Genomic DNA, 14,267 nt, shown 5'->3' with positions numbered 1-14,267 from the left:
CCTGGAGGGCCACATGAACAGTCTCGACTGGGCCGTGCTCATCGGCTACTTCGGCGTGATGGTCGCGATCGGCGTGTGGTCCCACAAGCGCGTCGACAACGTCAGCGACTTCTTCACGGCCGGCGGGAAGATGCCCTGGTGGCTCTCCGGCATCTCGCACCACATGTCCGGCTACAGCGCGGTGATGTTCACCGGGTACGCGGGCATCGCGTACACCTACGGCGTCACGTCCTTCGTCACCTGGTCCTTCCCCATCGCGCTCGGCATCGCCATCGGCGCCCGGCTCTTCGCCCCCCGCATCAACCGGCTCCGCTCCCGCCTGCGCGTCGCCTCGCCGCTCGAATACCTGAAGAACCGCTACGACCTGCGGACCCAGCAGGCGCTCGCCTGGTCGGGGATGCTGCTGAAGATCGTGGACGTGGGCGCCAAGTGGGCCGCCATCGCGACGCTGCTCTCGGTGTTCACCGGGGCGTCGCTGAACCAGGGCATCCTCGTCACCGGCGTCATCACGGCGATCTACTGCACCATCGGCGGCCTGTGGGCGGACGCGCTCACCGAGCTGGGCCAGTTCGTCATCCAGCTGTTCGCCGGCGTCGCGATGTTCGTGGCCGTCGTCGCCGAACTCGGCCCGCACGGCGGCTTCCTCGGGGTCTGGGACGAACCGGAGCTGGCCGGGCACGGCAAACCGCTGGTCGGCCCGTACGGCACGGTCTTCCTGCTGGCGTTCCTCTTCATCAAGCTCTTCGAGTACAACGGCGGCATGCTCAACCAGGCGCAGCGCTACATGGCGACCGCCAACGCCAAGGAGGCCGCGCGCTCCGCGATGCTCTCCGCGATCCTCTGGCTCGTCTGGCCCCTCGTCCTGTTCTTCCCCATGTGGATGTCACCGCTCCTGGTCGACGCCAAGAAGCCCGACGGCTCGGACGCGTACGCCCTGATGACCGAACAGCTGCTGCCGCACGGCCTGCTGGGCCTGGTCATCGTCGGCTTCTTCTCGCACACCATGGCCATGTGCTCCTCCGACGCCAACGCGATCGCCGCCGTCTTCACCCGGGACGTGGCGCCGGTGCTCTCCGCGCGGGCGAGGGGCTGGTCGGAGCGGGCGGGGCTGCTCGCCGCCCGGCTGACCACGGTGGCCTTCCTGGGCCTGTCCATGGCGGTCGCCACGCAGGTCAACTCCCCGGCGTTCAAGGACATCATCACCGTCGTCATCAAGTGGGTCGCCGGGCTGATGGGGCCCATCGCGATCCCGATGATGCTGGGCCTGCTGCGCGCCTTCCGCACCTGCGGGCCGACGGCCGCGCTGACCAGCTGGGGCGCCGGACTGTTCGCCTTCTACCTGGTCAACTACCCGGTGAACGCCGCCGTCGAGGGCGGTGTCGCCCTCCAGTACCAGGTGTCGATCCCGCTGGCCGTCTCCCTCGTCCTCTACGTCCTCGTCGGCAGACTGAAGCCCGAGGACACCCCGGAGCGGGACGCGCTCATCGAACGCGTCAACACCGACGACGACGGCCCCACGGGAGCCGCCGGGGCCAAGGCGCTCCCGGCGAAGTCGCCTCAGGCGCGCGGATAGCGGGCGAGCCAGCCCGGCGCGGAGGCGGCGGGGCCGTGCAGGGCCGGGCCCTGGGTCATCTCCATCGCGAAGTCGTCGGCCAGCTCCAGGATGGTGGGCCGGCCCTCCAGCTCGGTGAGCCAGCCCGGCGGCAGCGCCGTCTCCCCGTGCAGCGCGCCCAGCAGCGCCCCGCACAGCGCGCCCGCAGCGGCCGACGCCCCGTCGTGGTTGACGGCGAGCCGCACCCCGTGCCGGACGTCCTCGCCGACCAGCGCGCAGTACACGGCGGCGGCGAGGACCCCTTCGGCGGTGCCGTCCGCGAGCAGCTCGCCCACCCGCGCGGCCGTCGGCAGGCTCTGGCGCACGGCGCCCAGCGCGTGCCGCAGGGCGTCCGTGACGGGCTGGTGGCCGGGGCGGGCGGCGAGCAGGGCGAGGGCCCGCTGGAGCGCGCCGTCCAGGGACTCGCCGCGGGCGAGGCCGTGCACGACGAGGGCGTGCGCGCCGGCCGCCAGATAGGCGGTGGGGTGGCCGTGGGTCTGCACGGCGCCCTCGACGGCGAGTTGCAGCACGAGCTGCGGCTCCCAGCCGACGAGGAGGCCGAGGGGCGCGGATCTGACGGCGGCCTCGGGGCCCCGCGCGTCGGGGTTCTTGGGGGTCTCCAGCGTGCCCATGATCACGTTGCCGAGGCCGAGGAGGCACGCCCGGGGAGGATCGCGCCGCTGGTACAGCCACTCCTCGCGGGCCAGCCAGCCGTCCTCCTCGCGCCGCTCGTCGGGCCCCCAGTCGCTCTGGGTGGCGAGCCAGCGGCGGTAGGCGCGGTGCAGGTCGGTCGGCGGATGCCAGGCGCCGGTGTCGCGCCGGACCTGGGCGCGGATGAGCCCGTCCACGGTGAAGAGGGTGAGCTGGGTGGCGGCGGTGACCGCGCCCCGCCTGCCGTACGCCGGGACGGGCTCGGTCAGACCGTCGGAGCCGTGCGCCGCCCGTATCGCCGCCAGGGGGAGGGCGTCGACGGGCGCCCCGAAGGCGTCGCCCACGGCGGCCCCGAGGAGCGCGCCCCGCACCCGGCTGCGGAAGTCCTGCTGCTCGGCGCGGCCCCAGACACCGGTGGCTGCCGCTGTGCCCACCGGACCTCCCCACACGCCTCGACCGGTTGCGTCTGCGCAGCACTGTAATCGAACGGGAACGATCGGTTCAGCGCGCAAGGGGTATGCGGCAAGACGCCCCTGAGGTCGCATTTGGACGACGTTCACGGGAGCTTCGCAGGGCCTGCCGACACCGTGTGCCGGGCCTTCATCCGCCGGACACGGACGCGCCTGCGTCACCGGCGCGCATCCGCTCCCGCTGCTCCCGTGCCCACGCGTACCCGGGGTCGATCCGCAGCGCCTCGTCCAGGGAGGCCAGGGCCTCGGTGACGTGGCCGAGGGCCTCCAGGGACAGGGCCCTGGAGCCGCACGCCCACGCGTAGCCGGGGTCCAGGGACAGCGCGCGGTCGAACTCGACGACGGCCTCCTCGTGGCGGCCCGCCGAGCGCAGCACATTGCCCCGCTCGCCCAGGGTGCCCGCGACGTCCGGGGCGAGCCGCTCGGCCCGGTCCAGGTCGGCGAGGGCGCCCGGCACATCGCCCAGGTGGTGGCGGACCCGGGCCCGGCGGCCCAGCGCCCAGGCGTACTCCGGCCGCAGGGCGATCGCCCGGTCCAGGTCGTCCAGGGCCTCGCGGAAGCGGCCGAGCGCGCACTTGGCCTGGCCGAGGCTGCCCAGCGTCACCGGCTCCGCCGGGTCCAGCTCGTGCGCGCGCTCCAGCCAGGGCAGGGCCTCGGCCGGGCGGCCCATGCGCCGGTAGGTCTCGCCGCGCTGCTGGGCCACCCACGCCGCGTCGGGCACCAGCTCCGCGGCGTGCGCGAGGTGTTCCAGCGCCCGCTCGTACTCCCCGAGGGCCCGGCGGGTGATCGCCAGGTCGTGGTGGCCCCAGGGGTCGGCGGGGTCCAGGGCGATGGCGCGCTCGTGGTCGCCGAGTGCCTCGCGCGGCCGGCCGAGGAGGAAGAGCCGCAGGCCGCGCGCGTTGTGCGCGGCCGCCCTGCCCGCGTCGTCGAGCCCGGCGCGGCCCAGGAGCAGTTCCAGCACCCGCAGCGCGCCCTGCGCCTCGTCGGCGAGCGCCGCCCCGCAGTCGTCGGCCCAGGCCCGCAGCTGCCGCGCGTCGGTGTCCTCGGCCGCGTCCTGCACGGCCCGCGCCCACTCGCGGGCCACGGCCGTGTCCACGCGGCACGCGCCGACGCCGTCGCGCAGGACGGCGGGCAGCGCCTCGCGCGGGCGGGCGCACAGCCGGTGGTACTGCTCCTCGACGCGCGCCGCCCGCCAGGCGGGCCGCGACCAGGCGTCGTCCGGCCGCGGCGGGCTCCCCTCCGCCTCCTCCAGGGCGGCGCGCCGCCGCCCGTAAAGCTGGGCGAGGCGGGTGTGCCCCGCGGCCCACTGCTCAGGGGTCAGGCCCCGGCGCAGGCGCAGCATCGGGGCGCGCACGACGCCGTGGTAGCGGCTCTCGCCCCCGCGGTCGGTCCGTACGAACGGCATGGCGCGCAGCCAGGCGTACAGCTCCGCCGGGCCCTCGCCGCCCTCGCCGGTGGCGGCGCCCACGACCTCCTCGTCCAGGCGCCGGGGCAGCGCGCAGGCCAGGGCCGCCGTGCGGCGGGCGGGGTCCGGCTCGCCCTCGAGGAAGCGTTCCACCGCGGTGGCGCTGGGGTCGCCCACGTCGGAGGGGCCGGCGGGGCCGCTCTCGGCGAGGGTGGAGACGAGCACGGGCAGGCGGCCGGACAGCCGCAGCACCTCCGCGACCACCGGTTCGTCGGTGAGGCCCTTGGCGGCGAGCAGGGCGCGCGCCTCGGCCTCGGTGAAGGGCCGCAGCGGCAGTTCGGCCGCGAAGTGGGCGGCGCCCTCCCAGCGGGCGGGGTCGAGGGGGCGCTGGCCCGCGGTCACCACGACGACGTTGGCGGCCAGTTCGCCGTAGCGCTCGCTGGTCATCACGGCGTGCAGCCAGCGGTCGAGGAACGGCGCCGTGCGCTCGTACGTGTCGAAGAAGAGGACCACCCAGGGCACGGCGACGGCGGCCTCGGCCAGCTCGGCCAGGAGCACGGGGGTGAGGAGGCGCTCCGGTTCGAGGGCGGGCGGCGCGTCCTCCTGGCCGCGCAGGCGCGAGCGCAGCCGGTCCGCGCCGCGCGCGAGGCGGTCCGCGTCGAGGACCCCGGCGAAGCCGCCCACCACCGGCACCATGCCGAGGCCCACCACGCCGGCCCGGGCCGCCACCGCGCTGCCGGTGGAGGGCCCGTCGGGGCCGGGCTCGCGCAGGGCGGCCGCGACGGCCTCGTGGCTGCGCTGCCGATGGGCGGCCAGCGCCCGCTCCAGCGCCTTCAACGTCCGCCCCTGCTGGGCGAATTGGTCCGCCATGTCGGTGATGGCCTCGGGGATGCCGGCCGCGCCCTCGTCGACGTGGGCGACGAGGGCGCCCCGGTCCCTCGCCAGCTGGGCCAGCTCCCGCACGAGCGAGGTCTTGCCGACGCCCGCCGGGCCGTGCACGTGGAACAGGAACCGGTGGCGGTCGTCGTCCACCGGCACGTCGAAGTTCTCCCGGAACAGACGCAGTTCCTCGCCCCTGCCCACGAAGGCGGCCCGGCGCCTGCGCCGGATCAGCTCCTGCATCGACACTCTCGCCCGCGCCATCGTGCCCCTCCCCCGGCCGCTTCGGCCGCCCCGACCAGCGGCCAGTGTCCCGCATCCGGGCGGGCCGCGAGGTGAACGGCCGCCGTACTCGATGGAACGTCCGCATCTCGTAACGGAGTTCCTGTGGTGTACAACCTTCGCTCCGGGAGGCCCGTCTCCCGTTGTGTCACAGACGTTTTCCACAGGAGGCTCAGTGCCCCGCCGCACCCTCATCACCGCGATCGCCGTCGCCGCGCTCGCGACCCCCCTCGCCGTCGTCGCCGCCGCCGGCCAGGCGTCGGCCGCGCCCGTGCCGCCCCGCACGCCGGTCACCGACTTCAACCACGACGGGTACCCCGACCTCGCGGTCACGGCGCCCTCCGGCACGGTCGACGGCGTCGAGAAGGCGGGCTACGTCTCCGTCGTGTACGGCACCGCCTCGGGGCCCGGCACGGCGCGCCACCAGATCATCGACCGCTCCACGCCGGGCGTGCCCGGCGAGCCCACGGGCACGTACGCCTTCGGCTACCAGTCGATCCCCGGCGACCTGGACGGCGACTCCTACACCGACCTGCTCGTGGCCGGCGGTGACGACAACGGCAACAAGGCCACCGTGCTGTGGGGCTCCAAGGACGGCCTGACCGGCCAGAACACGCTCCTGCCCTACCAGTACTCCGAGTTCGCCCTGGGCGACTTCAACGGCGACGGCAAGCGCGACCTGGTCGTGAACGCCGAACCGAGCGACGACCCGGACGTCTCCGGGATGACGATCCAGTACGGCCCCTTCACCCGGGACGGCAAGACGCGTACGCAGGACAGCTTCACCACGAGCGACGGCCCGACGGGCATCCGCTCCTTCATCACCGGCGACCTGACGGGCGACGGCGTGGACGACATCGTCACCACGCACGGTTTTGAGGAGATGCAGCACGAGGCCCGCTTCTGGAAGGGGTCCAGGACCGGCGTCAGCCACACCTCCAAGGCGCTCGGCACGGCCTACAGCGGCACCGTCGGCGATGTCGACGGCGACGGCTACGGCGACCTGATCACCCGCGACATCGGCTCCGTCACCGAGGTCATCGACAGCCACCCGGGCAGCATCACCATCCAGTACGGCGGCTCCACCGGCCCCACCGACGCCCGCAAGAAGGTCATCACCCAGGACACGGCGGGCGTCCCGGGGGCGAGCGAGGAGAACGACGCCTTCGGCGCCTCCCTCAGCGCCGGTGACGTGAACGGTGACGGCAGGGCGGAGGTCGCCGTCGGCGTCCCTGGCGAGAGCCTCGACGCGGCCACCGGCACCGGCGCGGTCGTCCTGCTCAAGGGCGCGTCCAAGGCCGCTGGCGGCATGACGGGCAAGGGCGCCGTCGCCTACAACCAGAGCACCGCCGGGGTCCCCGGGGTCTCCGAGACGGGCGACGACTTCGGCCGCCGGGTGTCCCTCACCGACCTGAACAAGGACGGCAAGGCCGATCTGACCGCCACGGCTCCCGGCGAGGACGGCACGTACACCGACTCGGGCGCCCTGTGGAACCTCTACGGCTCCGCGAGCGGCCTGACCACGACCGGCGCGGGCACGCTCAGCCCGGTCAAGCTCGGCGCGCCCGAGAAGGACGCCAAGTGGGGCCACACCCTCGCCGGCTGACCCGCCGCCCCTCTCCCGCCTCCCTCTCCCCGTACCCCTCCCGTCCTTTCTGTCCTTTTGTCTGTCCTCTTGTCCTTCCTTTTGGAGAACCCATGCGACGCTCCCTCACGGCCGCTCTCGCGGTGACCACGCTCGTCACGCCCCTCGTGCTCGTCGCCTCCGCGGGCGCCGCTTCGGCCGCCCCGACGGCGCCCCGCACGCCGCTCGTCGACTTCAACCACGACGGGTACGCCGACCTCGCGATCTCCTCCGTCGGCGGCTACGAGGGCACGACGCCCGGCAAGGTGACGGTCGTCCTCGGCTCGGCGTCCGGCCCCGACACCGCGCACGCCAAGACGTTCGGCCGCGCCACTCCCGGCGTGCCCGGCGAGCCGCAGAACGGCGGGCGGTTCGGGCAGGAGACGGCCGCCGCCGACCTCGACGGCGACCAGTACACCGACCTCGTCGTCAACGGCTACGACGGCAAGGCCGTCGTCCTGTGGGGCTCGGCCTCGGGCCTGTCCGGCCAGGGCAGCGCCGAGCTGCCCTGGAACGGCGGGCACGTCACCGCGGGCGACTTCAACGGCGACGGCAAGCGCGACCTGGTCACGGTCGACTTCCCGAGCAGCGACGACCCGGACAACGACGACCAGGGCATGCTCATCTCCTACGGCCCCTTCACGCGGGACGGCAAGGCGGCGAGCACCCAGGCGGTCGCCACGAGCCGGACCTTCGGCCCCGGCGGCTTCGTCACGGGCGACGTCACGGGCGACGGCGCCGACGACATCGTCACCAACCACGGGTTCGAGGAGATGGCGTACGGCAGCAAGTTCTGGGCCGGCGGCAAGGACGGCGTGAACACCACCCCGAAGCCGCTCGCGGCCTCCGTCGGCGGCGCCATCGCGGACGTCGACAAGGACGGCTACGGCGACCTGATCGTCCGCGACATCGGCGGCAACTTCGAGGACATGCCGTACCAGAAGGGCACGATCCTCATCAAGTACGGCACGGCGGACGGTCCTTCGTCGACCCGCACGGCGAAGATCACGCAGGACACGGCGGGCGTGCCCGGCGTCGGTGAGGACGGCGACGAGTTCGGCGCCGCCATCAGCGCGGGCGACGTCAACGGCGACGGCTACGCGGACGTGGCCGTCGGCGTCCCCGGCGAGGACATCGAGTCCGTCAAGGACGCCGGCAGCACCGTGCTGCTCAAGGGCTCCCGCACCGGTCTGACCGGCACGGGCGCCCAGGCCTTCCAGCAGTCCACCACCGGGGTCCCCGGCGCCTCCGAGAAGAACGACAGGTTCGGCGGCCAGGTCCTGCTGTCCGACACCAACAAGGACGGCAAGGCCGACCTGACGGTGAGCGCCCAGCTGGAGGACGGCACCTACGCCGACTCGGGCGCCGTGTGGCACCTGCGCGGCGCGGCGGGCGGCCTGACGGTCACCGGCATCACGTCGTTCGGCCCGAAGACGGTGGGCCTGCCGGAGAACCGCGTGGAGTTCGGCGGCTTCCTGACCCGCTAGTCGGCCGGCCAGGAAATCCCGGGCGGCGCGCGGAAGCCCTCCGCGTGCCGCCCGGCGGGACGTCAGTCCACCAGGGGCAGCAGCTCCGGCAGGTGCCCGTCGGAGGCCTGCGCGGCACGCCGGCGCTCCTCGGGGACCTCGCCGTAGAGCGTCGTACGCGGCTTCGCGGGCCGCCCGGCCGCCTCCGCGATGGCCGTCAGGTCCTCGACGGAGCGGTACGAGCCGTAGCTGGAGCCCGCCATCCGCGAGATGGTCTCCTCCATCAGCGTGCCGCCGAGGTCGTTCGCGCCGGACCTGAGCATCTCGGCGGCGCCCTCCTGGCCGAGCTTCACCCAGCTGGTCTGGATGTTGGGGATGTGCGGGTGCAGCAGGATCCGCGCCATGGCCGTGACGGCGCGGTTGTCGCGGGTGGTCGGGCCCGGCCGGGCGATGCCGGCCAGGTAGACGGGCGCGTTCGTGTGGATGAAGGGCAGCGTCACGAACTCCGTGAAGCCGGCGACGTTCTTGGCCAGCGCCCGCTGCTGGACGGCGGCCAGCGTGCGGAAGTGGCCGAGCCAGTGGCGCGGCTGGTCCACGTGGCCGTACATCATGGTGGACGAGGAGCGGATGCCCAGCTCGTGCGCGGTCTCGATGACCTCGATCCAGGTGGCCGTCGGCAGCTTGCCCTTGGTGAGGATCCAGCGCACCTCGTCGTCCAGGATCTCGGCGGCCGTGCCCGGGATGGAGTCCAGGCCCGCCTCCTTGGCGGCGGTGAGCCACTCCCGTATCGACAGGCCGGTGCGGGTCGCGCCGTTGACGACCTCCATCGGCGAGAAGGCGTGCACATGCATGCCCGGTACGCGCTCCTTCACGGCGCGCGCGATGTCGAAGTAGGCGGTGCCCGGCAGGTCGGGGTGGATGCCGCCCTGCATGCACACCTCGACGGCCCCGACGTCCCAGGCCTGGGCGGCCCGGTCGGCGACCTGGTCCAGGGAGAGGGTGTAGGCGTCGGCGTCCGTCCTGCGCTGGGCGAAGGCGCAGAAGCGGCAGCCGGTGTAGCAGACGTTGGTGAAGTTGATGTTGCGGGTGACGATGTACGTGACGTCGTCGCCGTTGACCGTCTTGCGGATGTCGTCCGCGACGGCGCACAGGGCGTCCAGCGCGGGCCCGTCGGCGTGCAGCAGCGCCAGCGCCTCGTCGTCGGTGAGCCGGGTCGGGTCGTCGGCGGCCGTGGCGAGGGCGGCGCGCACGTCGCCGTCGATGCGGGACGGGACGCCTTCCCGCTGCCTGGCGTCAGCTACTTGCTCGCGCAGCGCCCCCCAGTCGCCGTACACCTCGTCGAAGTCGTCGCGCCGGTCGGTGGTGCGGCCGGTGGTGTCGATGGTGCGGTGCAGGTCGGTGCGGCCGGAGGCGGCGACGTACCCCTCGTCGGGCTCCTGCCAGGGCCGGCCCTCGACGGTGGCGTCCGGGCGGGCCAGGCCCGTGTCGGGGTCGGCGAGGGCCCGCAGGTGCGGCAGCAGGCGCGGGTCCAGCCAGGGCTCGCCGCGCAGGACGAACTCCGGGTAGACGCAGAGCCGTTCGGCGAGGGTGAAGCCCGCCGCCGCGGACCGCTCCGTCAGCTCCTCGATGCGGGGCCAGGGCTTCTCGGGGTTGACGTGGTCGATGGTGACCGGCGAGACACCGCCCCAGTCGTCGATGCCGGCGGCGATCAGCCGCTCGTACTCGCCCGCGATGAGGTTCGGCGGGGCCTGGATGTTGCCGGCCGGGCCCATGATGTGCCGGGCGACGGCGATGGTGGCGACCAGGTCGTCGATCTCGGCGTCGGGCATGCCGCGCATCGCCGTGTCCGGCTTGGCGCGGAAGTTCTGGATGATCAGCTCCTGGACGCCGTGGTACGAGCGGGCCACGCGGCGCAGCGCGAACAGCGACTCGGCACGCTCCTCGTACGTCTCGCCGATCCCGATGAGCAGTCCGCTCGTGAACGGCACCGACGAGCGCCCGGCGTCCTCCAGGACGCGCAGCCGGACGGCCGGCTCCTTGTCGGGCGAGCCGAAGTGCGGCTGCCCCGGCTCGCTCCACAGCCGCTCGGAGGTGGTCTCCAGCATCATGCCCATGCTGGGCGCGACCGGCTTGAGCCGCTGGAAGTCCGTCCAGGTCAGGACGCCCGGGTTGAGGTGCGGGAGCAGGCCCGTCTCCTCCAGGATGCGGATGGAGATGGCGCGGACGTAGGCGAGGGTGTCGTCGTACCCCTCGGCCTCCAGCCACTCGCGGGCCTCGGGCCAGCGGTCCTCCGGCTTGTCCCCGAGGGTGATCAGGGCCTCCTTGCAGCCCAGTTCGGCGCCGCGCCGCGCGATGTCGAGGACCTCGTCGGGGGACATGAACATGCCGTGGCCCTCGCGCCGCAGCTTGCCGGGCACCGTCACGAAGGTGCAGTAGTGGCACTTGTCGCGGCACAGCCGCGTGAGCGGGATGAACACGCTCTTCGAGTACGTGATGACGCCGGGCCGGCCGGCCGCCGCGAGGCCCGCGTCCCGTACCCGCGCCGCGGACGCCGTCAGGTCGTCCAGATCCGCGCCGCGCGCCTGGAGCAGGACGGCGGCCTCCCCCACGTCCAGGGCGACGCCGTCCCTGGCCCGCCTGAGCGCGCGGCGCATGGCGTTCGCGGTGGGTCGGTCGGCCTCGTCGGGCTGCGCGCTGTTGGTCATGTCTCCGAGCATACGAGCGAGAACACCTGACCTGTGCAGATACTTCCGATCACCCCAGGGCCGTCACGGACGCACGTGGCGCCGCGCCGCGTCGAGTGCCGCGCGCACCTCCGCCTCGCCGGCCGCGGGCAGCTGCACGATCACCTCGTCCACCCCCAGCTCGGCCCAGTGCGCGAGCTTGCCCGCGTCGGGGGCGACGCCGGTCAGCGCCACGTACAGGTCGTCCGGCTCGCGTCCCGCGTCCGCCCACACCGCGCGCAGGACGGGCAGCGCCTGGCGCAGCCCGGAGCCGCCGACGGGCATCCAGCCGTCGGCGTACTCCGCGATGTGCGCGAAGAGCCCGGGGCCCGCCGCGCCGCCGATGAGGGTGCGCGGCCCGTACAGCGGCCCCTTCCCCGGCCGTTTGCGGGGTGCCCGGCGGGGCTTGGGGTGGGCCTCGCTGGGTCGCACGGAGCCGAACTCGCCCTCGTACTCGGTCGGCTGGTCCGCCCAGAGCGCCCGCATGAGCGCCATGCGGTCGCGTACGACGGCCCGCCGCCTCGGCCACTGGACCCCGTGGTCCTCGGCCTCCTCGCGGTTCCAGCCGTAGCCGATGCCGAGGGTGAGGCGGCCCGCGCAGAGGTGGTCGAGGGTCGCCACCTGCTTGGCGAGGTCGATGGGGTCGTGCTGGGCGACCAGGGCGATGTTCGTGCCGAGCGTGAGCCGCCGGGTGACGGCGGCGGCCTGGGCGAGGGCGAGGAAGGGGCTGAGCATGCGGGCGCACTCGGGCGGCAGCTCGCCGCCCGGATAGGGGGTTTCGCGGGGGACGGGGAGGTGGGTGTGCTCGGGGAGGTACAGGCCGTGGAATCCGCGGCCCTCCACTTCCCGGGCCAGGCGCGCCGGGCCGATGGTGGCGTCGGTCATGTACAGCGTCGCGGAGATGCGCACGGGTCTCTCCGGGGTCGGTGCTTCCTCGGCACTTCCTATCCCCGGAAAGCCGGTTGGTCCATGGCCGCGCCCTCATTACCGTGGCGCCGGTGAACCGACGCCGCCAGAAGAAGCTGACCCACCGCCTGGTGTACGCCGCGCTGCTCGGCGACACCGGAGCCGTGGCCGCCCTCCTGCGCACCGGGGTCGACCCGCGCCTGCCGAACGCCGAGGGCACGCTGCCGCTGTACGCGGCCTCGGTGCACGGCGCCGCGGAAGCCGTGCGGCTGCTGCTGCGGGCGGGCGCGGAACCCGACGCCGAGAGCGGCCACGGCGGCGAGGGCACCCCGCTGTGCGGCGCCGCCTGCTGGGGCCACGCCGACGCCGTACGCGAACTCCTCGCCCACGGCGCCGACCCCGCCCTCCGCGAGGACCACCGCACGGGCCACACCCCGCTGCACTGGGCCCGGCTCGGCCCGCACCCGGAGACGGAGGCACTGCTGCTGGCAGCGGGCGCCACCGGGTGACGGGCCGCCGGGGGCCCAGGGAGGGACGGGGCCGCTGCCCCGGAGAGGGTGCCGGTGGGCGGAACCTTTCGTGGCCACCGGGTGGAAATACGTCAATCTCCTTCCCTTGCCGCGCAGTTCACGGCTCAATACCAGGGTTGCCCGCACCACTCACGTCACCATCGACACCCCGGGGAGCCGCCGCATGTGCGAGGACGTCGTGCACGAGGGACCGAACAGGCGCGCACTGTTCGTGACGGGAGCCGCCGCCGCGCTCACGCTGAACGGCGTGGGTTTCGCGAGCGGCGCCGAGCGCGGGGCCGCCGGCGGGGCGGCGGGCCGGGCGCCGGGGAGCACGGAGACGCGCACGGTGCGCGGCACGCTGCCCGTCGGGGCGCCGGACTTCGTGTACCTGCCGGTCGAGATCCCCGCCGGGGTCGCCGAGCTGCGCGTCGCCTACAGCTACCAGAAGCCGCCCGTCCCCGCCGGGACGCAGGGCAACGCCCTGGACATCGGCGTCTTCGACGAGCGCGGCACCGGCCTCGGCGGCGAGGGCTTCCGGGGCTGGTCCGGCGGCGCCCGCACCGAGTTCTTCCTGCGCGCCGACGACGCGACCCCCGGCTACATCCCGGGCCGCATCCGCCCCGGCACCTGGCACATCGCCCTCGGCCCGTACACGGTCGCCCCCGAGGGCCTCCCCTACGAGGTGACGATCACCCTCACCTACGGGGCGCCCGGCAGGACCCCGAGGCCGGACTATCCGCCCGAGCGCGCCAAGGGGCGCGGCCGCGCCTGGTACCGGGGGGACTGCCATCTGCACTCCGTGCACTCCGACGGCCGCCGCACCCCCGCCGAGATCGCCGCGCTCGCCCGCGCCGCCGGTCTCGACTTCATCAACAGCTCGGAGCACAACACCCACTCCGCGCACGCCCATTGGGCCGAGCACGCCGGGGAGGACCTGCTGATCATGCTCGGCGAGGAGGTCACCACCCGCAACGGCCACGTGGTCGCCCTCGGCACGGACCCGGGCACGTTCATCGACTGGCGCTACCGCGCCCGCGACAACCGCTTCGGGAAGTACGCGCGGAAGGTCCGGGACGCGGGCGGCCTCGTCGTGCCCGCCCACCCGCACGCCACCTGCGTCGGCTGCAACTGGAAGTTCGGCTTCGGCGAGGCGGACGTCGTGGAGGTGTGGAACGGCGCGTACACCCCGGACGACGAGGTGTCCCTGGCCGACTGGGACAGCATGCTCGTCGCCTCCGTACGCGGTGGCCGGCCGTGGATCCCGGCGATGGGCAACAGCGACGCGCACCGCGACCCGGACCGGATCGGCGGCCCGCAGACGGTCGTCCTGGCCGACGACCTGACGCGCGCGGCCATCCAGGAGGGCCTGCGCAGGGGCCGTTCCTACGTGGCCGAGTCGAAGGCGGTGGAGCTGGCGTTCTCGGCGGCGGGCGGCCGGGGCGCGCACGCGGGCATCGGCGGCCGCCTCGCCGTCGACCGCGACACCCCCGTCACGGTCCGCCTGGACGTCAAGGGCGCCCCGGGCGGCACGGTCCGCATCGTCACCGACCAGGGCGTCCTGCACACCAGCGCCCCGCTGCCGAAGTCCGGCACGGGCACGGTGGAGTGGCGCACGACCCCGTCGTACGCGGCGTACGTCCGGGCGGAGGTCCGCCACCCGGCGACGGCCCCGAACCTGCCGGGCCCGCTGACGGCCTTCACGAACCCGATCTTCCTGGGCCGCTCCTGACCGGCCCCGGGACCCTGACAGGGCCGCCG

9 protein-coding genes are annotated in these 14,267 nt (G+C 74.2%); 5 read left to right on the top strand and 4 right to left on the bottom strand.

Translation table 11 applies throughout. The features are described from left to right. The first annotated feature begins 13 nt into the window (after positions 1-13). Entirely contained in the window at positions 14-1,573 is a 1,560-nt protein-coding gene (locus ACZ516_RS16810) for a sodium:solute symporter family protein (protein WP_469010777.1), read from the top strand. Here the strand turns inward: ACZ516_RS16810 and ACZ516_RS16805 are convergent. Beyond that, positions 1,558-2,676 (bottom strand): ADP-ribosylglycohydrolase family protein, encoded by a 1,119-nt coding sequence (locus ACZ516_RS16805; RefSeq protein WP_469010775.1) that lies wholly within the window; start codon positions 2,674-2,676, stop codon positions 1,558-1,560. The two genes, ACZ516_RS16810 and ACZ516_RS16805, sit on opposite strands and share 16 nt — an antisense overlap. Positions 2,677-2,842: 166 nt before the next feature. Further along, positions 2,843-5,260: a tetratricopeptide repeat protein gene (locus tag ACZ516_RS16800; RefSeq protein WP_469010774.1), complete on the bottom strand. Its 2,418-nt coding sequence runs from the start codon at positions 5,258-5,260 to the stop codon at positions 2,843-2,845. 193 nt (positions 5,261-5,453) lie between these two features. Between ACZ516_RS16800 and ACZ516_RS16795 the strand changes: the two genes are divergently transcribed. Together ACZ516_RS16795 and ACZ516_RS16790 are read left to right on the top strand one after the other, a co-directional pair. Then, positions 5,454-6,884, top strand: coding sequence for an FG-GAP-like repeat-containing protein (locus ACZ516_RS16795; RefSeq protein ID WP_469010773.1), 1,431 nt, complete (start codon positions 5,454-5,456; stop codon positions 6,882-6,884). A gap of 92 nt (positions 6,885-6,976) precedes the next feature. Then, entirely contained in the window at positions 6,977-8,389 is a 1,413-nt protein-coding gene (locus ACZ516_RS16790; RefSeq protein WP_361078042.1) for an FG-GAP and VCBS repeat-containing protein, read from the top strand. Positions 8,390-8,451: 62 nt separating this feature from the next. Here ACZ516_RS16790 and ACZ516_RS16785 read toward each other — a convergent pair whose 3' ends face one another. Both ACZ516_RS16785 and ACZ516_RS16780 read right to left on the bottom strand, forming a co-directional pair. Next, a complete protein-coding gene (locus ACZ516_RS16785; protein ID WP_361078045.1) occupies positions 8,452-11,073 on the bottom strand; it encodes a bifunctional FO biosynthesis protein CofGH in 2,622 nt (873 codons plus the stop codon). 63 nt (positions 11,074-11,136) lie between these two features. Further along, entirely contained in the window at positions 11,137-12,000 is an 864-nt protein-coding gene (locus ACZ516_RS16780; RefSeq protein WP_469010771.1) for a TIGR03619 family F420-dependent LLM class oxidoreductase, read from the bottom strand. 89 nt (positions 12,001-12,089) lie between these two features. Between ACZ516_RS16780 and ACZ516_RS16775 the strand changes: the two genes are divergently transcribed. Both ACZ516_RS16775 and ACZ516_RS16770 read left to right on the top strand, forming a co-directional pair. Further along, on the top strand, positions 12,090-12,506 hold the full coding sequence (locus tag ACZ516_RS16775) for an ankyrin repeat domain-containing protein (protein ID WP_469010769.1): 417 nt from the start codon (positions 12,090-12,092) through the stop codon (positions 12,504-12,506). Between the two features lie 184 nt (positions 12,507-12,690). Continuing rightward, positions 12,691-14,238 carry a CehA/McbA family metallohydrolase gene (locus ACZ516_RS16770; RefSeq protein ID WP_469010768.1) on the top strand — a complete coding sequence of 516 codons (1,548 nt, stop codon included), beginning with the start codon at positions 12,691-12,693 and terminating at the stop codon, positions 14,236-14,238. The last annotated feature ends 29 nt before the right edge of the window (positions 14,239-14,267 follow it).

It is taken from the genome of Streptomyces sp. NPDC034037, assembly GCF_055575715.1.
This window is presented reverse-complemented; position numbering and strand designations above follow the sequence as displayed.